The organism is Flavobacterium sp. F52 (genome assembly GCF_000278705.1).
GTDB classification, from domain to species: Bacteria; Bacteroidota; Bacteroidia; order Flavobacteriales; family Flavobacteriaceae; genus Flavobacterium; species Flavobacterium anhuiense.
Window position 1 is genome coordinate 380,859 of the sequence record NZ_AKZQ01000006.1, and the last position, 22,162, is coordinate 403,020.

Genomic DNA, 22,162 nt, shown 5'->3' on the forward strand with positions numbered 1-22,162 from the left:
GCCGCGACAGGCAGGCGCAGGAAAGTAAAATATTGTAAAAGATTTAAAATTATGATGCATGAATTATTAAAGTTGAGAGAAGCATTCCTTATGCATAACAGCAAAGGGATCAAGGCTGTAATGGCAACGGTGACATCAATTGAGGGATCCTCTTACCGCAGGCCCGGCGTACGCATGCTTGTATTTGAAAACAATAATATGAGCGGCGCGGTCAGCGGGGGATGCGTTGAAAAAGAAATTCTTAAGCAGTCCCAGTCGGTGCTTCAGGAAGGAAAAGCCAAGATGATGGTCTACGACGGCAGGTATAGGCTTGGCTGCGAAGGAATGCTGTACATTCTCATAGAGCCTTTTCTTCCAGATGAAAGCCTATGGGAAGCCTTGGAGGAAGCGGAAGTCGGGAGAGAACATATAGAGATAGAATCCCTTTATGCAAGAGCAGTCGGCACGCGCCATGGAATGGGATCAGTATTTTATATAGGCGCAGAGAGCTTCGGTTTCTCCAATGCGGCACTTGACAATACACTCTCCAGATACAGACAGATCATGAAGCCCCGTTTTCATTTAATTATTATCGGTTCCGAGCACGATGCGGTCCAGCTTTGCTACTTTGCATATCAGACCGGATGGGAGGTTACGGTTGTGGCATCAATAAACGAAGGAAAAACACTGGCTAATTTTCCGGGCGCATCCCATATAAGGCATCTGCTTCCCCAGGAAATAGGCACTCTGTCTATAGATAAGCAGACAGCCGTTATCCTGATGACTCATAGTTATGTAACGGATCTGAAGTTTCTTCTTGAATTAAAAAATTCGCATCCGGCCTATCTTGGGCTTCTTGGCCCCTTAAAAAGAAGAAACCAGCTCCTTAATGAGTTTTTTGAATTAGCGGAATCATATAACGAGGAACTCCTGGATGTCGCTTACGGCCCCTGCGGCATAAGCATTGGCGCTGAAACTCCGCAGGAAATTGCAGTGAGCATCATCGCTGAAATTCTCTCTGTAATGAGAAAAGAAGAGCCGGTTTCCTTGAAGTATAAGAAAGGTACAATACATTCCTGAAAAATCTGGAAATGCAGATATGCTTACGTTTAAATAATACAGATATCATCATGCAGCTTCTCAAAGATCTGATAGATACGCAATACAATTACTCTGTTTTTCTGATCCGCATAACGGCAGGGATAATCATATTTCCTTACGGAATGCAGAAGCTTCTGGGATGGTTCCCGGATTTTGGGGGCGGTGTGGGCATATGGGCTTCTCTGGCAAGCTTCAAAAAAAAAGGGATTCCTGCTGCAGCTGCATGGATGGTTATTCTAGGGCAGTCGCTGGGCAGTATTGCGCTTTTGGCCGGTTTTGCAGGCAGGGCCGCTGCGTTCTTTAATTTTGTGATCTTTACCGGCGCCATGTGCATGCATGCCTCTGAGGGGTGGACTATGAACTGGGCAGGCAGCAAAAAGGGAGAGGGCATTGAGTATTTCATTATGCTGCTGGTGCTGCTGTTTTTGGTGGTCGTAAATGGAAGCGGTGCATTGTCTTTGGATTACTGGCTTTCAGTAGCATAATCTTAGGAATTTATAAGTAAAAAGAGGTTTGTTAAATAATGGGAGAAAGAGTTTTTGACGAATTTTACAAATAGGATCTACATAAGGTTGCCCCGGCTTTATCAATCAGAAGCCTGCTTCTGAAGTTTTACAATTATTTATATACTTAGATTATTAATGTATTAATACGCCTAGTTATGAAAGAAGAAAAACAATACAACAGGTTTTTAGTTGTGGCTTCCAGTCTTTTGTTGTTTGGATGCCTGGCAGGGGCGACTGCAGAGATTAAATCAATTTCAGCCTTCGATATATTTAAGAGCGAAGACCAAAAGTATCAGAAGATGCCCGATTACAAATCGGACTTGGCATCTTATCATAAAAATCTGCCTGAGGGAATAAAGAAAATCAATCCCGAGGACATCCGCACCGAACAGTCTAAGAAAGCTTTTCTTGAAGCTTATAAGGTATTTATGCATCCTCGATGCGTGAACTGCCATCCCATAGGCGATGTGCCGATGCAGGGAGACAAGAGTACGCTGCATACTATGGGTGTTACAAGAGGAATCGATGGAAAAGGATTGTTTGGAAACAAATGTTCGAACTGCCATCAGCTCGAGAAAGTGGAAGGAAAACACATGCCGCCGGGAAATTCGGTATGGCATCTTCCTCCGATGAAGCATAAAATGGTCTTTGAGGGAAAAAGCCCGCGCGAGCTGGCATTGAGCTTTAAGGATACAAGCTTTACGGGGTTTCATACTCTGGAAAGGCTGATTGAACACGTTGAGACCGATCCTCTGGTGAGAAACGGATTTACCTACGGAACAAGACCGCCGATGACACATGATGTATTTGTGGCCTACGTTAAGGAATGGATCGAAAAAGGAGCAGCTCTCCCAGACAAATGATAAGTAAAGTTTTTGTTTCCAATTTAATTTACAGCCAGTATTATGGAAAATTTGACAAATAATTACAGCAGAAGAAACTTTTTAAAAACAGGGGCGATTTTTACCGGGGGACTGTTGATTCCCTTCAGTATCACCTATGCATTTAAAAAAAATATAGACACAGCAGCATCTCTGATGCAAAAGCCGGGTGAGGAGCCGCTTAAAGTCAATTCATTTCTGCAGATAGGAAATGACAACTCAGTTAAAGTCATACTCACGCATTGCGAAATGGGGCAGGGAATATGGACAGCACTGCCAATGCTGATAAACGAGGAATTGGATGCAGACTGGAACAGCATTACGGTAGAACATGCTCCGGCGGATGTAAAATATTATCATACAGTCTACGGTACCCAGAGAACAGGAGGATCAAGCAGCCTGATGTCTGAATTTGACCGCTACAGACAAGTCGGTGCTACAGCACGTTATATGCTCATTGCAGCCGCAGCGAAAAAATATGGCGTGAGTCCCGCTGACTGCCGTACAGAGAAAGGGCATATACTGATAAAAGACAAAAGGATTCCTTATGGTGAAGTTGCCGATATAGCGGCGAAGCTTCCTATCCCTGAAAAAGTGGCATTGAAGGATCCGACGCAGTGGAAATATATCACCAAAGGGGTAAAGCGTCTTGACACTGTTGTCAAAACCAACGGCAAAGCAATATTTGGAATAGATGTTCAGTTTCCTGGACTTTTGACGGCCATGGTGGCTAGAAATGTTATGGAAGGAGCTAAAGTAAAATCATACGACAAAGCTGCGGCACTAAGGATTGCGGGAGTAAGAGAAGTTGTTGTAATACCTCAGGGAGTCGCTGTTCTGGCAGATAATTTCTGGGCTGCCAAAAAAGGAAGGGAAGCCCTGAATGTCCAGTGGGATCTTGGGGCAAATTCGCAGATAAGCAGTGCGGGCCTTTTGGCAGATTACAAGAAAAGAGCTGATCAGGGCGGACCAATTGCTGTGGATCAGGGTAATCTTGCTGAAGCTTTTAAGAAATCAGCCCGTATCGTTGAGGCCGAATATTTTCAGCCCTATCTGGCTCATGCACCAATGGAGCCCCTTAATGTGACCGTACAGCTGACAAAAGATAAATGCGAAATCTGGACAGGAACCCAGACCCAGACTGATGACCAGAAGGCGGCATCCGATATCACGGGGCTTCCGCTTGATAAAGTTGTAATAAACACTGTTTTTCTGGGTGGGTCCTTCGGACGAAGAAACATTACCAGATCTGATTTTGTAAGAGAAGCCGTTGAAGTGGCAAAGGCATCAGGCAAAGTGGTAAAGACCGTTTGGACGAGAGAAGATGATATACAGGGCGGCATGTACAGACCTGCATTTCTGCACCGTTTCAAAGTGGGGATTGACTCCAAAGGAATGCCTTCAGCCTGGAAACAGGTCAGCGTAGGACAGTCCTATATGACGGGAGGGCCATTTGAAAAATACTTTGTAATCAACGGAGTAGATTTGTTTTCAATCGAAGGCATGCAGGAGGCGGTCTATGTAGCAGCGGTGAAAGATAAAAAAATTGAACTCAATACGCCTGTTCTTCCCATACCTATAGACAACTGGAGAGCAGTAGGGCTCAGCCATACTATTTTTGCGATGGAAAGCCTTACCGATGAGCTTGCCTATGCCGCAGGTATGGATCCAATGGCCTACAGACATTTGATTTACAAAGATGATCCGAGGCTGATTGGGGTCTTAAAAGCGGCAGAAGAGAAGAGCCAATGGGGCAGTCCGCTTCCAAAAGGCCAGGCACGCGGAGTTGCCGTTTTTCGGGCAGTAAGCAGCTTTGCTGCTGTTGTTCTTGAGATTTCCGTTTCAAAATCTGGAATAAAAGTGAACAAGGCAACCTGCGCGATTGACTGCGGCGTGCCTGTAAATCCTGAAGGAATTAAAGCCCAGATAGAAAGCAACATTGTTTATGGAATATCAGCGGCTCTTTACAATGAAATAACGTTTAAAGACGGAATGGTGGAACAGAATAATTTTTATGATTACAAGGTTCTTCGAATGAATGAAATGCCTGTTGTGGAAACTATTGTCATCGAGAGTTCAGAGAAGCCGGGCGGAATAGGAGAAGCGGCAGTATCGCAGACTATGCCTGCACTGACCAATGCCATTTACGCAGCAACTGGAAAAAGAATACGCACTCTGCCTATTCTGAATCAGAAGTTTATTTAACAGAAAATGATTTTTAATTTATTTAAATAAAGACATTATGATAACGCTTAAAGTAAATGGAAAAGAACATCAGGTAGACGTAGAAAAAGACATGCCTATTTTATGGGTAGTCAGAGATATTCTGGGACTTACAGGAACTAAATTTGGCTGCGGCGTGGCACAATGCGGCGCCTGCATGGTGCATTTGGACGGTGACGGAGTCCGTTCATGCATTACGCCTGTCTCCAGGGCAATAGGGAAGGAAATCGTAACTATTGAAGGATTGGAATCTTCATTGAGCGTTCCGCTTCAAAAGGCGTGGGTCGAGCATGATGTTCCCCAGTGCGGCTACTGCCAGTCGGGACAGATTATGGCTGCGGCAATACTTCTGCGGGAAAAATCAATTCCTGATGACCAGGATATAAACAGTGCAATGAGCGCGAATTTATGCCGCTGCGGCACATACCAGCGTATCAGAAGCGCTATTCACACAGCTGCTCAGTTAAGAAATTCCCAGGGCTGATCTGGTTTTAGAGAAAGTAATAGAATTATGCATGTTTTTTGGAATAAACATCAATAATAATTTATACTGAAAACGGTTTTCTTGACAGCGGCTGTCTGAATAGGAACCTTAAATTCTTAGGCGATTACAATTTTTTTAATGAAATCTTACTGATCCGTTATTTTTGGCAGACAGTAGGATTTCTTTTTATAAGTCTAACACGAGCTTGATATGTTTGAACTGTTTCCTTTTTTCCTGTGTCTGACCCTTGCAATACTTCTGCTTGTAATGCTTGCCGAGAAGATAAAGGTGGCGTATCCCATTGTTTTGGTTGCTGCAGGCCTTATCATAAGTTTTGTGCCGGGACTTCCTCTTCTTCATATAGAGTCCGAGCTGATTTTTGTAATCTTCCTTCCTCCATTGCTATATGATGCCGCAGGAAAAATTTCATGGAAAGAATTATGGAAATGGCGGCGGATTATTTGCAGTTTTGCTTTTCTGGTAGTGCTGTTTTCTGCTTTTTCCGTAGCCTTGGCCGCAAATTATTTTATACCCGGATTTTCGCTTGCCTTGGGTTTTTTACTGGGAGGGATAGTTTCTCCTCCTGATGCGGTCAGCACAGGTGCAATTCTCAAATTCGTAAATGTCCCAAAACGGATTGCTTCAATATTGGAAGGGGAAAGCCTTCTGAACGATGCCTCATCGCTGATTATTTTTCGTTTTGCGCTTATTGCTGTGGGAACTGGGGAATTTATAATCCATAAGGCAGTGGGAAGTTTTGTATGGATGGTAGCTGCCGGGGTTCTGATGGGGCTTTTGGTTGGTTTCATAATTATGAAGCTTCACAAAAATCTTCCAACGGATGCCAATATAGATGTAATTTTAAGCCTGATCAGCCCTTATTTGATGTACATTGCAGCGGAGGAGATCCACAGCTCAGGGGTTCTGGCTGTGGTGGCGGGAGGACTCTATCTGGCAAATCATAAATTCTGGTTTTTAAGCAGCAGTTCGCGCCTTCGCGGGATAAATGTGTGGGACAGCCTTTCGTTTCTGCTCAACGGCCTTGTCTTTATGCTCATCGGACTGGACCTTACTGAAATTATTTCAGGTCTGGGTGCAACCAGTATCTATCTGGCCACCGGCTACGGGCTGATGATCACTTTTGTGCTGATATTCTCCCGCATGCTTTCGGCCTTTATGGCTGTATTTGTTACGCTCATTGCAAGAAATTTTATAACTGTTGCAGACAGCCGACACCCAGGATACAAAGGCGTTGTACTGATTGGATGGTCGGGAATGCGAGGGGTTGTTTCCCTTGCTGCCGCATTGTCTGTCCCGGAAATGCTCCGTGAGGGAACAGAATTTCCCCAGCGCAGCCTGATTCTGTTCATTACTTTTATTGTAATTCTGACCACGCTTCTTCTTCAGGGGCTTACCCTGCCTTACGTTATTAAAAAGATTAATATGCAGGAAGTTGATTATACAATGTCTGAAGAAGAAATGTATCATGCAATACGCCAAGAGCTTAACGCGTATGCATTGGAAATTCTTGAAAGAGACTATGACCAGGCAGTCAGAGAGGAGGTCCTTCTGGGACAGCTAGCCTCCAGGCTCAGAGAAAACTCTGAAAGAACACAGGATATGCTGCTGAGCGAAGAGGGACGCAATGTTTACAGAGAAGTGCTGCTTTTGCAGCGGGAATGGCTTTTACAGCGAAACAAAGAGCATAATATAACTGCCGAGGTCATTAACAGGCATCTTCTGGTGCTAGATCTTGAGCAGGAAAAACTAGAGCATATATAGTCTACTTTACTATTTTGAAGATAAATTGTCTGGAAGACTATTGGACTTACTCCTTACCTCAGTGGGAGTGTGCCCAAAATATTTCTTGAAAGCATATGAAAAATGGGATAAATTCTCAAAGCCCGTCTGGTAGTAAACTTCAACAGGATTTTTGTTTTTTTCAGTAAGATGATAATATGCCAGTTCGAGTCTTTTTCTGGTGAGCCAGCGCTGCGGCGTGTCATGAAAGGCTTTATGGAAATCGCGTTTAAAGGTGGTGAGGCTGCGGCCCGTGAGGTAACCAAACTTTTCCAGAGTCATATTGAACATAAAATTTTTCTCCATAAAAGGGATCAGGTCCATTTTGCCAGGTTCTTCAAAGTCTGCAAGCACTGCATCAATTTCCTTGTCAATGGTACGAAGAATGGTTATGGCTTCTGTTATTTTTAAGGATGCAATAGGTTCCGGGAAATCCTGCTGGATTTCAAAATAAGGAATCAGAGAAGCCAGACAGCTTTCAAGCAGCGGATGTTTATTAAAAGTGAAGATGGTGGAGCGTACAGGTTTCGGCCTTTCATTTTCCTGTCCGTAAAATTCCCTTAGTCTTTTAGTTGATAGATGCATAGCGGCCGCCATGTGCGGCATGCCGTCTTTAGGCTTATTGATGATGGTGGCAAGCTGATTTCTCGGGATCAGAAAAGTTCTTCCGGGACCAAATACAAAACTCTGGTCTGCCTGAATGATTTTGGTTTCACCTGAAATCAGCCACACCAGCAGATGATCAGAAAACGCAGCTTCTGTTTTAAACAGTTTTCCTGTATAATGGGAAAGTTTAATTTCCGGACTGATATAATTGACCTGATAATCCATAATGCGGGTGCGGCTGTAAAGGTACAAATATTAGCGCATATCAAATGTAATTCCTGTCAGCTGCTCACTTAAAAGCCACAATCTTTTAGCATTTTTTTCGTCCAATGAATAAGGCTTAATGCCTCCAATGGCTGCTTTGTCTGAATTCAGGCCGGCTATATCGGAATTCTCGCAGTAAACACCTCCAATATTATTTAGCATAGGACTTGTGGAAGCCCATACTGTTGTGGCAGCACCCTGAGGTACAGTTTTTAATGAAGCGGCTACTTCAGGTAATATATTCCCTTCAGCATCAGTAAAGCCAAGTTTTTGAAACAGATCTGCTGGAGCCTCTCTTGCTAATTCAGTTTCACCCACAGCACCCGGACATAAGGAATAGCTGCGTACGGCATAGTCTTTGCCGCGGCTGTCGAGTTCGAGTGAAAAAAGGTTTACCGCAGTTTTTGACTGGCCATATCCCAATAAAGTTTCATAATCGCGGTTTAAAAAATTAGGATCTTCAAAATTAAAGTCAGAAAATTGATGGCCGCCTGAAGATACATTGACCACTCTTGCGCCTTGTGCTTTTTTCAAGGCAGGCCATAATTTCGCTGTCAGCTGAAATAAAGCGAGATAATTGGTAGCCAGCTGCGATTCATACCCACGTTCATCTCTGCGAAGAGGCACCCACATAATTCCTGCATTGTTAACGAGAAGATGCAACGGTTTTTCCGTAAGCAAAAACTTTTTAGCAAAGTTGTTTATTGAGGAAGGATTCATTAAATCCATTTCCTCTATAGTGACATTTGCTGTGCCATTTAAGTTTTTTTTCGCTTTTGCTGTATCTCGTGCTGGTACGATCACATTTGCGCCTGCAGCCAAAAATGTTTTAACCGTTTCAAGGCCAATTCCAGTATTTCCGCCTGTTACAATGATATTTTTTCCTGTAAGATCGATTCCTTTAATAATGTCTGCTGCTGTAGACTTGGCATTAAATCCTGATCCTGTAGGCTGCTGTAAAGCACCCTGATAATTATTCTGTTCCATTTTTTTTAATTTTTAAATTTTGTGATGGGACAAAGTTAGGAGGGATATGGATAAGCTATTTTGTTCAAACGTCCGGATTTGTTTTGTTTAAACGTCCATACGCCAGAAATCAAAAATAATAATTGAACGGAAATTAAATTTTCTTTTAATGCAGCCGATAAATTAGTTTAAATATTCTTCATCATATAAATTTTATCTTAGTAGGGAATTTCTAAATTAATATTGAATCATAATGATGCGATCTAGTCTACTGTAATTTTGAATAAAATTTGAATCAATTTATTTCTTTCGCTTTAAAGGTTTTACCTTTTAAAAAATTCTTTAAAGCTGTTAGTTTAGCGGCATCCATTGTATCGCCTATCAGTTCAACATCTGAGCAAAGAGAGGTACCTGTGGTAAAATCTATACATGAAAAAGAGAAAATGTATTTTGAAGTTTTAAGATCTTTGTAATCTGATGTTTTTGTAATATTTGTAAGCCATGTTATGAACTCTTCATAGTTATCATCTTGGAAAAACTGCATTTCCATCAAGGCGGTGTTGGCAGATTTGATATAGAGGGTGTATTCCTTTTTACCATCTTCTATTACAATTTTATAGACTTTGCTGCAGTAATCATTTAGATCTAGTTCGATATCAGGAATTCTTATATTTTCAAATGTGCGATATTCAACCACATCATCATACTCTCCTTTATTGTTTTTACTTTTATTGGCAACTACCCTGATCATGCCGTCATAAACTGCCTGCAAAGAAATTTTTTTCTCGCCAGAGCATTTATTGTAATTTACAGTTCTGGATTTGAAAACAGCCTGGTCTGCCTTAACCGGTCTCCCTGCGTTGAAAAGCTCGTATCCTTTAAATACTGTGGACGATACAGCAGTATTGTTTCCATCTGAATTCTTAAATTTTAAGGTGGTTGTAACGTATGTTTCATTAGGGATTTCATTTAGAGGAAACCCCCGCTTCATTACAGTCAAATGCTTGTTGTCAAAAGAATAGCCTGAACTTAAGATATCATGTTTTAAATTTGCATTTTCAGTAATGCCAACAGCATTTTCATAATTTGCTTTAGCAGCAGCGTTAAGCCCTAATGTTGTCTTGCCGGTGTTTGTGCTGCCGGAAGTGACTGTGTCGGTGGCACCGTTATATAATACGCCTGTTAGATTGTTGTTAGGATCATAGCTGTTTTGGGTAAGGTTTTGTGTGCCTGTCAAATTCCTTCCGTTAGAGCTGCCTGTTGTATTTTCAATTCCAGCTCCGTATGAGCCGTTTAATTCCGCTCCAAATTTTACGTTCTGTGTTCTATTTAAGGTACCAACGTCAACAGATTTTACTACATTTTGGAATTTATCCACATCATAAAATACAAAATTATCACTTATAGGTGTTACTGTTGTATTTAGATATTCAATTCTTATGTTTGGATGATGGAGATCATCATTTTTTAGAAATTCATTTACAAAAGTGAAATTGAGCCTTACTGTGACCTTGCTGTAATCGGTCTTTAGATCATCAGGTTTATCTACCACAGATAGCGGCTCTTTCATTAGCTTTATAAATTCTGCTCCATTTGTGCCTGCTAGTTTTGCATATGCTTTTATAATCTCTTTTGAAACACTTTGAGGATATTTGTCGGGTGAAAGCGGTTTTTCTGATTTTTCTTTCGGCTGCTTTTCAAGAGGAACAACAGCAACACGGTTGATTATAGGAGATATTTGATAAGATTCATCCCTTACAGTTTGACGTTGTGATGTATTTATATATGTCGTGGATTTATATTTTCCCTCATGGGTATTAGTAATAACAGCTTTGGCGCAGCCTACAAATAGGAGTATACTCAGGAATAAAAGTATTTTTTTTTTCATCTTATCTTATTGAAGTTGGAATATTGCATAGTTCTTTGCAACGGAAGTAGGGTCGCATTTTTCTGATTGATAGCCATTAAAAATGGATGGGATATTTTGCTTAAGACTGCCCACAGGATTGCAGAGTAAAGGATATGCTCCAATTCTATAAAATGCTGTTCCTCGACGCAAAATTACTTCTTGTCCAATAGTTAAATTACCATGTCCATCTGAACGAACCCAAATATTGTCACCTGGCCCCAGTGAAGCGAAAAATGACAGCTTATTCTGCTCTTTATAAAATTCTAGATTAAGTTCCGCAGCAGCATTTCTGATTTTTTTTGCAAGATACGGAGTCTTGTAGTTGGTATCGTTTACTATAAGGCTGAATGGATGTTCCCCATAAATTGACATTGTTCCTTTAATATATTTTTTATCTTCCTTGCCAAGGATAAAAGATGCCTTGTTTTGATCTTCCAATTTAAATTCGGATTCTGAATTTAAGATTTCTAAAATCTTTAGATGTGAATTTTTCATAATTACTTTTGAGATTATTTTTTTGGTTTTGGTTAGCTGTCTTGAGTCAAACCTGCATTTGCTGTGTCTAAAATTTATTTTATAAAATAAATAAGCTTTTTATTGCTGTTAATTTGTTGGTTTTTAAAGTTTTAAATTTAAAAAATAAAAAAGTTTTTGATCCAAGTATAAATACTGGTTTTAAAATAACTATAGCAGAATTGTAAAAAAACAAGCCAATTTTAGGCTTAGAGACAAACTGTAAATCATAAATGTAGAGTATAATTGAAGTTTATTTGACACTCTCTACTGGCATAGAAGTTTATTATTATATTCGAATTAACTTAATTAATTTATATCTTAGACGAGTATTTTTTTTATCAGTAAAAACGCATATTGTATGAAAATATCAGGTAAAATTCTGAATGTAAAAGATGGAGATGCAATAGTCATAAAAGCCTATAATGATGAAGATTCTCTTCTTATAGTAATAGATGGCGGTAAAAAAAGCTATTCCTCAAAAGTTATAAATGAGCTGGAAAAATGCTGTGACGAAATGGAAAAGGAAGGACCTGATTTAGTGGTATGCACGCATTATGACAGCGACCATATAGCTGGTATTATAGCAATTATTGACCATTTCAAAAATAAGATAAAAAAAGTTTGGGTCCATCAGCCTCAAGGTGTCCTTAAGGATTCATTAAATGCCGCTCCGCTAGTTTTGGAACATATTGAAAATAATCAAAAAGTGCTTACTACTACGGATGCATATTTACTCCATCAAAATTATCTCAGTGCGGAACATCATGATGAATATAAGCTGATTATAGAAACTGTTGAGGATCTTAATATATTATTAGATAAAATACAAGCATACCAGATCATTACAGAAGAACCTATTGTAGGTGAATGTAAAATTGAAGGCTGGGAGGAGATCAAAGTTATCGGGCCAAAAAGGAATTACTTTGACAAAGTTTTTGGTAAACCTCAAAGTCTCTTGCAATTGTTTCAAGACGAATATATTCATCTCATTAAACAAAATATCTTAAAGGAAAATTTTACATCTGCAGATCCTTGCAGCCTGTTGAAAACCAGAAGCGATATAACCGCGACAAACAAGGCAAGCGCTATAATACGATTTGATTGTGAAGATGGAAGGTATCTCTTTACAGCAGATGCAGGAATAGAATCTCTTAAAGAGACAGAAGGTTATCCTGAATCCATAAAAGACGTGAGATTTTTAAAAATACCGCATCATGGCAGCAACAACAATATATCAAAAGAGCTTATTGAAATAATAAATCCAGAAATAGCTTATAATTCCGGTAATATTCATGAAGATGCTGAGGTTATAGCATGCTTAAGAAAAAAAGCAGGCAGAATTGTAAAGACCACAAAAGAATTTGGTGATTTAGAATTTTAAAAAATATACACTTAAAAAATTAGTTGTATTGACTTTATCGACTACAATGCAATGCAGTTATAAATTAGGCCCCTAATCTAATATTGAAACTTATAAAATACTCAAAAAATCAGGTGCTTAACAATCGCAATTATTTCTGTCATCTAATAAATCTGATTTAATAATTTAAATATATACCAATATGACCAGTCAGGAATTGGGGAGCCATTTTGAGAATTTGACAAAAGATTTTTTCGATGAACTTTTTAAGGAAATCGGACTTCAGGTCAATAACGGCTGGGTTCAGGGTGCTGGAACACAAAATGGCTTTGACGTCGGTTTCCAGATAGCGGTGCTGAATGATCACTTTTTCAGCAGATCAGTTTACATAGAATGCAAAAATTACGCTAAAACTAAATTAGAACAGTCACAGCTTCATACTAAACTTTTACAGTTTTCCCGCTCTGATTTTTATAAAGAGAATTCAATATTTATTTTTTTATCACCAAAGGCTGATTTAAAGAAAAGTCCGAAAGACTGCAATGCAAAAGAATTAGAGGATTATTTTCAGAGTTCCTTTAAATTTAGAACTATAATTTTAACTCCCAACAGCAGGGTTGATGAAATTCTATCATTAAATGAAGTTATATACAAAGAGGTATATGAAAATACTATTTTCAAAAGCCCCAATGCTAAAGAACGAGAGCAGATTCTGAATTATTTCAGCATTTTATTCCGATCTAAAGGAGAAGTGCCGGATTTTACAAAAAAGTCTCAGAAAACCACATATCTTGAAGAAGCAAATGGAGTAAAGAATGAGAATTTCTACATTCAGAGAACTGTAAATTCTGCTTCAAAATCATTTCATTTTAATGAGTTCACCCTGCTTGAAGTTTTAAAAGGATTTGATTGTATCCTTTTGTTGGGTGAGCCTGGAGCCGGAAAAACTACTGAACTTATTAAGACCGCTAACTATTTCAGCGAAAGAATTTCAACATTAGAAATTACTCCTATATTTATTAGTTTGTCAAATGTTAAACTGTTTAGTAAAATAGAAGAAATTCTTCCGAAAGATTGGAAAAAGAGTAAAAAAATAATACTGCTACTAGATGCGTGGGATGAGTTTGACTTTAAAAAGAAGTTTGCTGATGAAGTAAAACTTCTCAAAGAGGATAGAGAAATCAGCATAAAAATTATCGTATCGTGCAGGAGTTATGCTTATAATAATGAACTTGAAGTTTTAGAACCAGAAAAATTCTATCTTAACGGCTTTGATTTCTATCAGAGTTACGATTTTTTAAATCGCAAGTTTTCAATAGGAAAAGAAGTATTTGACAGAATCGATAAAAATAAATTTAAGGATGTTCTGGCTGATCCCTTTATGCTTGACAGGCTGGGACTCTATTATAATAAGAACAGCAGGGTTCCAGAAAATATCTTAGAAATTTACAAAGAAATTAAAAGTGAATTAAATGATCAGGAAATAGATCTTTATACTCTTTTCGCGCTGACCCTCGAACTGACAAGAAAGGTCAGTTTTACAATTGATGAATTAAAAGTTTTATTTGGAGTTAATTTTAAAAAATTCCAGAAGCTTAATTTTCTGGAGAAGTCTTTTGATAAAAAGAGTTTTAAATTCAAACATAAAAATTATCAGGAATTTTTTGCGGCTTCCGCTCTTTCCATGCTTGAAGTAAAAGAAATTAAACATTTTGTTCTGATCCCCAACACCAATACAATGCATCCTTTACTTTTTAATACGATAACCTTTTTAATCAACATTTTAGAAATAGATAAATTCAATGAATTTATAGATTGGATTGGAGTGAATGAACCTGAATTTTTGTTCAAAGCAGAGCGCAGCAGAATTGAGCAGATTAGAGTAAAAGTTTTTCAGGATTATTTTATAAAAGAATGTTTGGAAAAATCTCTCTGGATTGACAGCGGCAAAACGCTGACTATGCGGGAGATAGGAGAGTTTGCAGACAGCAGTGAGAATCTTAAGTTTCTGCTTGGCCATATTAAAGATAACATCTCACATATAAGGATAGTAGTGTCGGCTTTATATCTTATCAGTTATTTTACTTTATCGGAAAATGAGAAAGAAGACATAAAAATGGTCTTTATTGGCTATTTGGAAGATCAAACAGTTTTAAAGACAATTAAATCAGGAATTATAAACTGTATTACAGGCATTAGGGTTGTCAAAGATGATCAGAAGTTTTTAGATCATGTCTTTCAAGTTTTTAAAAATGAAACAAATAGAGAGATTAACAGTGCGCTTCTAATGATGATAAGGGATTACGAGGATCCAGATAGGTTATTTGATTTTATTAAAGCTGAATTTTTACTGAATCATAAAATAGTTAAAAGGGAAGAGGAAGATAAATCGGTGGGAGGAAATAACTGGCTTTTAGAAGAACTTATTATGAGATTTAATGATTCGAGCCATTTTATAGATTTGGTTGCGCATTATTTTATTAAGCAGAAAATGATACGTGCCAGCGGCACTTTTGCATCAGGTGCAGTCGAGAGAACTGTTTATTTTGGAAAGCAGGATAATGCTTTCATTATTCGTTTCCTTACGGCAGTCGGCGGAAATTTGAATTATTTCAGACGAGATACACTCATTAGTGAAATGATCAGAAACAGCTCTAATATTTTAGGGGCTGCGGAATTTTTGTTAAAAAACAATGCTTTTCAGATTGTAAGCTATCACTTAGGGGCCATTGCGGACAAAAATGTTTTAGAGCTGATAAAGAACTATTATAAAGAAGGAAAAATCAATGCTGAGGAAGTACATGCTTTCCGTTCTAATCTATATTATAACAATGCAGATAAAAAATTAAGCAGGGATTTTGAAGAAATGATGAGCACTGAAGGTTTTGTGCCTTCAGCTAACCTTAATAGCGAACGAGAAAATGATGAACGTATGAAAATGCGTTTGGTGAGGATGCAGCGCAATTTTGATATTTTTTTTGATAAAGAAGCTTTTATGAAAGAGATTGAATTAATTTTTAATAAAAGCGGCAGTAAAGAGATAAATCAAGAGGTCATTTCTAAACTTGAAGAAAAATGGTACGGGTACTATGGGAATTATGGAATGCCTGTTGACGGATGTTTAAAATTTCTGCAGGATGTGCTTTGGGATTCTGGGGGGCCTGTCAATCTTGAATCCGTAAAGGAAATTGTGGATAATGATTTCGCTCTGTTTTACTGCATTTCCTTATTGATTTCAGATGAAAAGTCCCATGAAAAATTTATTGTCTCTGAAAATCAGAAACAGTTGATAGTGGCTTGGTGTCATAAAAAAACTTTAGAGATTAATTTTAATGAAATAATTAATGTTAAAAACCAAACGGAGTTTACTTATGGCAGTGATTATTTTAAACTGGAAACTGTTTTGAGATTTCATAAAAATCTTGATTTTGAACTGGCCAAAGACTTTTTGCTGCAGGCAGTTGAATTTTATGAGGTTGACAATTTTGCCAGTAATATAGATTTAGAATATCTGTCAAACAAGATAAACGATCAGCATCTATTTAACAATAGGATTATATATAATTTAAAATACAGCAATATGTTTTCATCTATTTTAGAAAGGCACATTGTATATGCTCTAAATCATAAACTTTTGGATGCTATGCCTGCTGTAAAAGGATATCTCTCTAAACAGAAATTAGGATATAATTTTGATCCCAAACTGGAGCAATATTTTGATCTGACCGGTGATGTAGATTTCATAAAAGATTGCGCCGAAGATGTTTCGACTACTAAATGCTGGTCGGCTGTAAAAATAATGCTGAAAAATTCTATAGAGAATGAGTTCTGTGTGAGAAAGGCGATAGAACTATTAGACTCAGAAAAGAACCGCAGTTTCTTTTCTTTTGACGCCTTGCTTGTTTTATTCCAGTCTAACAGTCCCGAGGCGATAGTTTATTATTACAATATGCTGAAAAATGGGGAGAACAATCTTAGTTTTCACGGGGCTTATAGGATTGTGAATTATGATGTTCTTGAAAAATTATTTTTTTTCATATTTGGAGAGAACTATCAAGCTAATATGTACAATTACAGTATTGACTTTTTAAAATCATACATTTCTAACTTATCAGAGACGGATATAGATTTTTTCAATACCCAAAGAAAACTTAACGAAATAAAAAGCAGAGTAGAACCAAACGGTCGTGATGCAGAAATTTTTTATATCAATTACCTTCTTGATTTGTCTAAAAATGCTCATTACAACTTTAAATCTAAACCAATGGAATTTTCGAAAGCAATCCAGAAGGTTGAAGAAATTATCGATTAATGCAAGACTAACAACAGAAAATTATCAAAAGCTCAGCTGCTTTTTGATTAATTGTAAGGATGAAATAAACTCCTGTAAGTTAAAAAAAAACACTTCATACAAAGCTGTTCCGGAAGTGCCGGCAAAATCTCTGAAAAAATATGATAGAAATGTTGCTTTTTTATTTATTCTTCTGAATTTTGAAAAATAATTTCATTAATAAGCATTGGATCTTGGCACTCGGAAGATACTACTACTTCTCCTGCACTAATGAACATAGTTAAAAATAAACAATATTTTTCTTTGTATTTTTTCTTAAAGCCCTCAAAGTTTGGCTCTTGGTAAGTAATGTTTTCCACATTATAAACCTGATTGTTTTTCTTATCAATAAAGGTTAGATTTATTTTATCATCATTTGCTGGTTTTAATACTAAGCAAACTTCATCTTTACTAAGTTTATTTTTTAAAAAATTATATGGTTTTTCCGCTTCGTTTGGGGTTTTAAAGATTAGTGAAACAACAGCAGGTTCATTTTCTATAGCATCATAAAAAGCAACTGCTAATGCTTCTTGGAATATCTCTTCTATATCAGATTCTTTCATTTTATATGTTTTTTTTTCATTACAAATTGAATGATTTTTTTTGAAAAAAAGTTAATTGATCGTGATTTTTAACATTGTTAAAATCTGATTAATAAAACAATAATAGATTACAAGTCAATCGTTTTGTTTTTCTCAACCGTCTAAAAGTGACTTTATTACAGATATAATCGAAGCTGAACAATGATTTGAAGTCCCAAGAATGAGCTCCTGTTTTAAAATCAATATTAGTCGGTGGAATAAGATTTTTACAAGATGTTCTTTATCTGAGGTTTTAAATTCAGAAAATTTTTGAAAGACTTTGATTAATGCTTTATCTTCTATTTTATCCTTTTAATTTATCGCTTTTAATTATAAGTAAATAATGTACTTCCTTTTTAAGATTTTGGTTGATTTACTAAGATTCATATATTTAGATATCAAATGGCGTAAAAGTACGCGATGCTGTAATTGTAAAAATATAGATATTTGCTTTCTTGCTTAATATTCTTGAAGAGTGGGTTGGTATGAAAAATAAAAAGTAACTAATTCTTCGGCGCTGTATTGTTTTGAAAAGATTTTATTGCAGGAATTAAATTGACGCTTATAAATTTAAAAAATAACTATTATGTTAATCTCATCAGGAAATCAGTTTTGCGTTATTGGAAATTTATACGATATTGAAAATAATTCACTATCTAAAAAGTCTATCTTTATTTCACAAGGTAAAATAATCCAAATTCTTGATGGTCTTCCGCGCAAAGAACTTGTTGAAGCTTTTTGTAAGATAGAACTTGAAAATGACGAAGTAATTTATCCTAATTTTATAAACCTGCACGCTCATATAGGGTATAACATCTTGCCAATTTGGGATTCTAAAAATATATGGAGCTCACGGCATCAATGGCGTAATGCTGTCAATTATAAATTAGAAATATCAGATTTAGTAAACTTTATAAAAGATGGTTGGGTTACAGAGCCTTCTGTAATTGAAAGCTTTTTAAGCATGGATCTTCCTGAAGGTTTTTTTAATGTATTATCTCTTAAGGATAATGTAGATTATTTAGAGTTATATAAGACACTGGCTTTAAGTGAAATTCAGAAAGTACATGCAATAATATCCGAAATTATGGCTGTTTGCGGCGGTACTGGCGTTTTGCTGCAAACACTTAGACTGGATGATGAGCATCCAGAGGAAAAGAACTTTATAATTAGAAATACAGGTAATTCATTAGATATGGGTATCAATGAAGCTAAGAAGATATATGCAATTGTTGATTTTTATAAGCCATGTTTAAGAGGAAATGACATTAACAAATGCAGTGCATGGAAACCGGACGGTTCATCTACAGAAGATACTTCGACATGGTATCCGGTTTCTACAAAAGATAAATATGGAGAAGGACCTTTGAAACAGTTTATTGACTCCGTAAATAATAACAATGCAAATTATCATTCTACCATTGCGCATATTGGAGAAGGTAGATCAGGTGACCAAAATACGGTGGATAGTTATTCTAAAGTAGAAGCGGACGAATTGATAAAAGATTTGAAAAAGAATGTCAAGAATTTAGAAAATCTAAAAACTGCGAATCTGGTTTTCGTCCACGCAAACGGATTTAATTATGATGATGATGATGTTATTTCCTTTCTCAAGGAATATAATATTAGTATCGTCTGGTCCCCAGTTTCAAATTTAATTTTATACAATAAAACGCTGCCAATTGATAGGCTTATGGCTTCTGGTGTAAATGTTTGTTTGGGTACTGACTGGACTCCAAGCGGTAGTAAGCATATGCTTGATGAGTTGAAATTCGCAAAGCAGTTTTGTAACAAGCTTAATTTAGGGATTTCTGATCTTGAAATATTTAAAATGGCAACAAAAAACCCTTCAAATGCAATTGGAATTGAAAACCTGTGTAAAATAAATATTGGAAGCAACGCAGATTTTTTTATTTTGAAAAACCCTAAAAAATATGAGAATCCTCTAGACCTAATATTCAATTCAGAGGATTACGATATAAAATGTTCAATGATAAATGGAAGATTTGTTTACGGAGATATTTCATTTTTCGAAAAATTGGAAGTTGATTTTCAAAAAATCCCGGAAAGTGAAGGGGAATTTTCAAATCAGAAAGCGGTGAGCCTAAATAAGAATATTAATTTTAATTTGGAAAAATCTTTAATCCAAATAGATAAACTTTTAGAGATTTATTCAAAGGATAAGTTAAAAAAGCCAGTAATAAGAACCAAATTTCTAGGGGCAGATGATAAAGAGTATTTAGGTAGGCTTGCTGATTTAAAAGAGATTATATCATAAATTGTTTTTAACTTTCAAGCAAACGGCCATTAAGAGTCGGGATGGAAAATTGAACCTGATGACCTTCCTTTATAAATCAATTTATGGTACTAAATTATGAATAATCTGAGTATTTATATATACTAAGATTGAAAATACTTAGACTAATTTTCTGCTCTGGGGAAGTTTGAAAAAAGCATTTATTTGGCAGCTTAAAAAAAAAGTGAATTTTAATTTTATTTTAAAAATTATTTGAATGTTTATATCTAAAGTCAGTCTAGTTAATTTTAGAAATTTTGTAAATGCAAATTTTTACTTTAAGAAGGGTATAAATACCATTATAGGTGAAAATGGTGCAGGGAAAACCAACTTATTCAGAGCAATCAGGTTGCTTTTGGAGGATACCTCTCTTCCATTTGCTTATAAACTTACTGAGGGAGACTTCAACAGAACATTGGAAAATGGAAAATGGAAAGGACATTGGATTATTATTAGTGTTGAGTTTGATGACCTTAACAATGAAGAAGCAATTCAGTCATTATTTATTCATGGACTGGGAATTGCGAAAAAAGATTACGTAAAAAAAGCATCATATAATCTTTTTTTTCGCCCCAAAGCGGATATTAGGAAGAAGTTATCCGAATTGGAAGAAGGAGATACTGCTTCAATGGAGACTCTATTGGCAGATATTACGATTCAGGATAATTACGAGACGTTTTTTACTGGAAAAAGCACTGTGGATTTTACAGACCCTGATGTTTATAAAGAACTTGTTGGTGATTTTAATAATGTTATTTTTCCTTCTACAATAGATTCTTCATTATTTGGGGCAAAGATTCCGCATCAACTGTCAGTTGCAAAAGAAGTTTCCTTTACTTTTATTCAAGCGCTGCGTGATGTGGTAAGTGATTTTCATAATAATAGAACTAATCCTCTGCTTGCGCTTTTGAAATATAAAAGCGGTGAAATAAAAGAAAAAGATTATGAGCCAATAAATAAATTGGTTAAGAGTTTAAACGAAAGTATTGAAGCTCTTCCTGACGTTCAGCATATCAGAGCGGATATTAAATCTACAATTCAAGATGCTGTTGGGCTTACGTATTCTCCTTCTTCACTATCTATAAGATCAAGTGTCCCAAAAGAACCAGATAAATTGCTTCAATCACTGAAGCTATTCATTGGCGAACCAGGAGAAGGACATGAAGGAGGTATCAATGAATTGAGCTTAGGAGGTGCAAATCTTATATTTCTTACTTTAAAACTACTGGAGTTTAAATATCGAAAATCAAAAGATTCATTTGCAAATTTTTTAATAATTGAAGAACCTGAAGCTCATATTCATAACCATATTCAAAAAACGCTATTTGATAAATTGGATTATGAAGATACACAGATAATATATTCCACTCATTCCACACAAATATCAGAGGTAAGCAACGTCGAGAATATTAATATTCTAGTAAAAAAATTTAATTATGCTGAAGCTTACCAGCCATCAACTGGATTACAGCCTGAAAATATAGAGGAAATTCAACGATATCTCGATGCAGTAAGAACAAATCTCTTATTTGCAAAAGGAGTAATTTTAGTAGAAGGCGATGCAGAAGAAATCCTTATTCCTGTTATGATAAAGAAAGCTTTCGGAATAAATTTAGATGAACTGGGAATCAGTCTAATTAATATTAGAAGTACAGGTTTTGAAAATGTAGCACAACTTTTTCATGATGACAGGATAAGGAGGAAATGTGCTATCCTAACAGATTTGGATGACGCGATATGCGATACTAGTGAAGTAGTTGCGGATTCTGACGCCATTAAAAAATATAAAAAGAAAGTTGAGGGTTCAAAAGTGAAAGGTCTGGCAAGGAAGGCAAAATTAGATGCATTTCAAGCCGGAAATGACTGGGTTAAGGCATTTTACGCAAAATATACTTTTGAAGTTGATTTTATTACTGAAGGAAATGCATGGGAAGTTAAAAAATTAATCGATACAGTATACGTGGATCCACCAACTCGGGTTTTAGCAGAGTCAGAAATTGACAATGCAAGTGTTGCTGTATATGGGAAACGCGTACTTACGATGGCGAAACAGGAAGGGAAAGGCTGGTTTGCAATTATGCTTGGAAAACATATTTCCTATAAAACTGTAGTTCCTGGATATATATTAGAAGCAATATTTTTTGCGAAAGAGTTATACTCCCGAGACATGATTGCAGATATGATAAATTATAGAATAAAGATGAATCTTGAGGATAATAATCTGCTCGATTTTACAGGTTGTCGGTCAGAACTTTTAAGATATAGAGCCGGCGAAATAAATCTGGAAGATTTAATTTTTGATTTTGATCTTGTAATTCCTAATGATCAGGTTTTTAGTTTAATTGAAAAATTTAAGTAGA

15 protein-coding genes are annotated in these 22,162 nt (G+C 36.6%); 10 read left to right on the top strand and 5 right to left on the bottom strand.

Translation table 11 applies throughout. The features are described from left to right. The first annotated feature begins 51 nt into the window (after positions 1 to 51). From FF52_RS03320 to FF52_RS03345, 6 genes are all read left to right on the top strand, one after another. A complete protein-coding gene (locus FF52_RS03320) occupies positions 52 to 1,059 on the top strand; it encodes an XdhC family protein (RefSeq protein ID WP_008462915.1) in 1,008 nt (335 codons plus the stop codon). Between the two features lie 11 nt (positions 1,060 to 1,070). After that, a complete protein-coding gene (locus FF52_RS03325) occupies positions 1,071 to 1,565 on the top strand; it encodes a DoxX family membrane protein (protein ID WP_008462916.1) in 495 nt (164 codons plus the stop codon). Positions 1,566 to 1,741: 176 nt separating this feature from the next. Next, positions 1,742 to 2,449 carry a hypothetical protein gene (locus FF52_RS03330; protein WP_008462918.1) on the top strand — a complete coding sequence of 236 codons (708 nt, stop codon included), beginning with the start codon at positions 1,742 to 1,744 and terminating at the stop codon, positions 2,447 to 2,449. Between the two features lie 42 nt (positions 2,450 to 2,491). Then, the gene (locus FF52_RS03335) at positions 2,492 to 4,672 is read left to right on the top strand and encodes a xanthine dehydrogenase family protein molybdopterin-binding subunit (RefSeq protein WP_008462920.1); all 2,181 of its coding nucleotides are present in this window, start codon (positions 2,492 to 2,494) and stop codon (positions 4,670 to 4,672) included. Between the two features lie 37 nt (positions 4,673 to 4,709). Next, positions 4,710 to 5,174: a (2Fe-2S)-binding protein gene (locus FF52_RS03340; protein ID WP_008462923.1), complete on the top strand. Its 465-nt coding sequence runs from the start codon at positions 4,710 to 4,712 to the stop codon at positions 5,172 to 5,174. Between the two features lie 210 nt (positions 5,175 to 5,384). Beyond that, on the top strand, positions 5,385 to 6,956 hold the full coding sequence (locus FF52_RS03345; protein WP_008462924.1) for a Na+/H+ antiporter: 1,572 nt from the start codon (positions 5,385 to 5,387) through the stop codon (positions 6,954 to 6,956). Between the two features lie 9 nt (positions 6,957 to 6,965). Here the strand turns inward: FF52_RS03345 and FF52_RS03350 are convergent, their stop codons facing one another. From FF52_RS03350 to FF52_RS03365, 4 genes are all read right to left on the bottom strand, one after another. Further along, on the bottom strand, positions 6,966 to 7,805 hold the full coding sequence (locus FF52_RS03350) for a helix-turn-helix domain-containing protein (RefSeq protein WP_008462925.1): 840 nt from the start codon (positions 7,803 to 7,805) through the stop codon (positions 6,966 to 6,968). Positions 7,806 to 7,835: 30 nt separating this feature from the next. Continuing rightward, positions 7,836 to 8,831 (bottom strand): SDR family NAD(P)-dependent oxidoreductase, encoded by a 996-nt coding sequence (locus tag FF52_RS03355; protein WP_008462926.1) that lies wholly within the window; start codon positions 8,829 to 8,831, stop codon positions 7,836 to 7,838. Positions 8,832 to 9,105: 274 nt separating this feature from the next. Then, the gene (locus FF52_RS03360; RefSeq protein ID WP_008462927.1) at positions 9,106 to 10,698 is read right to left on the bottom strand and encodes a hypothetical protein; all 1,593 of its coding nucleotides are present in this window, start codon (positions 10,696 to 10,698) and stop codon (positions 9,106 to 9,108) included. Positions 10,699 to 10,704: 6 nt separating this feature from the next. Beyond that, the gene (locus tag FF52_RS03365) at positions 10,705 to 11,214 is read right to left on the bottom strand and encodes a hypothetical protein (RefSeq protein ID WP_008462928.1); all 510 of its coding nucleotides are present in this window, start codon (positions 11,212 to 11,214) and stop codon (positions 10,705 to 10,707) included. 379 nt (positions 11,215 to 11,593) lie between these two features. Here FF52_RS03365 and FF52_RS03370 point away from each other — a divergent pair, with 379 nt between their 5' ends. Both FF52_RS03370 and FF52_RS03375 read left to right on the top strand, forming a co-directional pair. After that, entirely contained in the window at positions 11,594 to 12,616 is a 1,023-nt protein-coding gene (locus FF52_RS03370; RefSeq protein WP_008462930.1) for a ComEC/Rec2 family competence protein, read from the top strand. A 181-nt stretch (positions 12,617 to 12,797) separates the two neighbouring features. After that, entirely contained in the window at positions 12,798 to 16,907 is a 4,110-nt protein-coding gene (locus FF52_RS03375; RefSeq protein ID WP_008462931.1) for an NACHT domain-containing protein, read from the top strand. A 164-nt stretch (positions 16,908 to 17,071) separates the two neighbouring features. Here FF52_RS03375 and FF52_RS03385 read toward each other — a convergent pair whose 3' ends face one another. Continuing rightward, complete coding sequence (locus FF52_RS03385) at positions 17,072 to 17,488, bottom strand: hypothetical protein (protein WP_008462932.1); 417 nt, start codon at positions 17,486 to 17,488, stop codon at positions 17,072 to 17,074. A gap of 604 nt (positions 17,489 to 18,092) precedes the next feature. On the opposite strand from FF52_RS03385, the gene FF52_RS03390 reads away from it, so the two are divergent. Then, entirely contained in the window at positions 18,093 to 19,784 is a 1,692-nt protein-coding gene (locus tag FF52_RS03390) for an amidohydrolase family protein (protein WP_008462933.1), read from the top strand. Positions 19,785 to 20,019: 235 nt separating this feature from the next. Continuing rightward, positions 20,020 to 22,161, top strand: coding sequence for an ATP-dependent nuclease (locus FF52_RS03395; RefSeq protein WP_008462935.1), 2,142 nt, complete (start codon positions 20,020 to 20,022; stop codon positions 22,159 to 22,161). The last annotated feature ends 1 nt before the right edge of the window (position 22,162 follow it).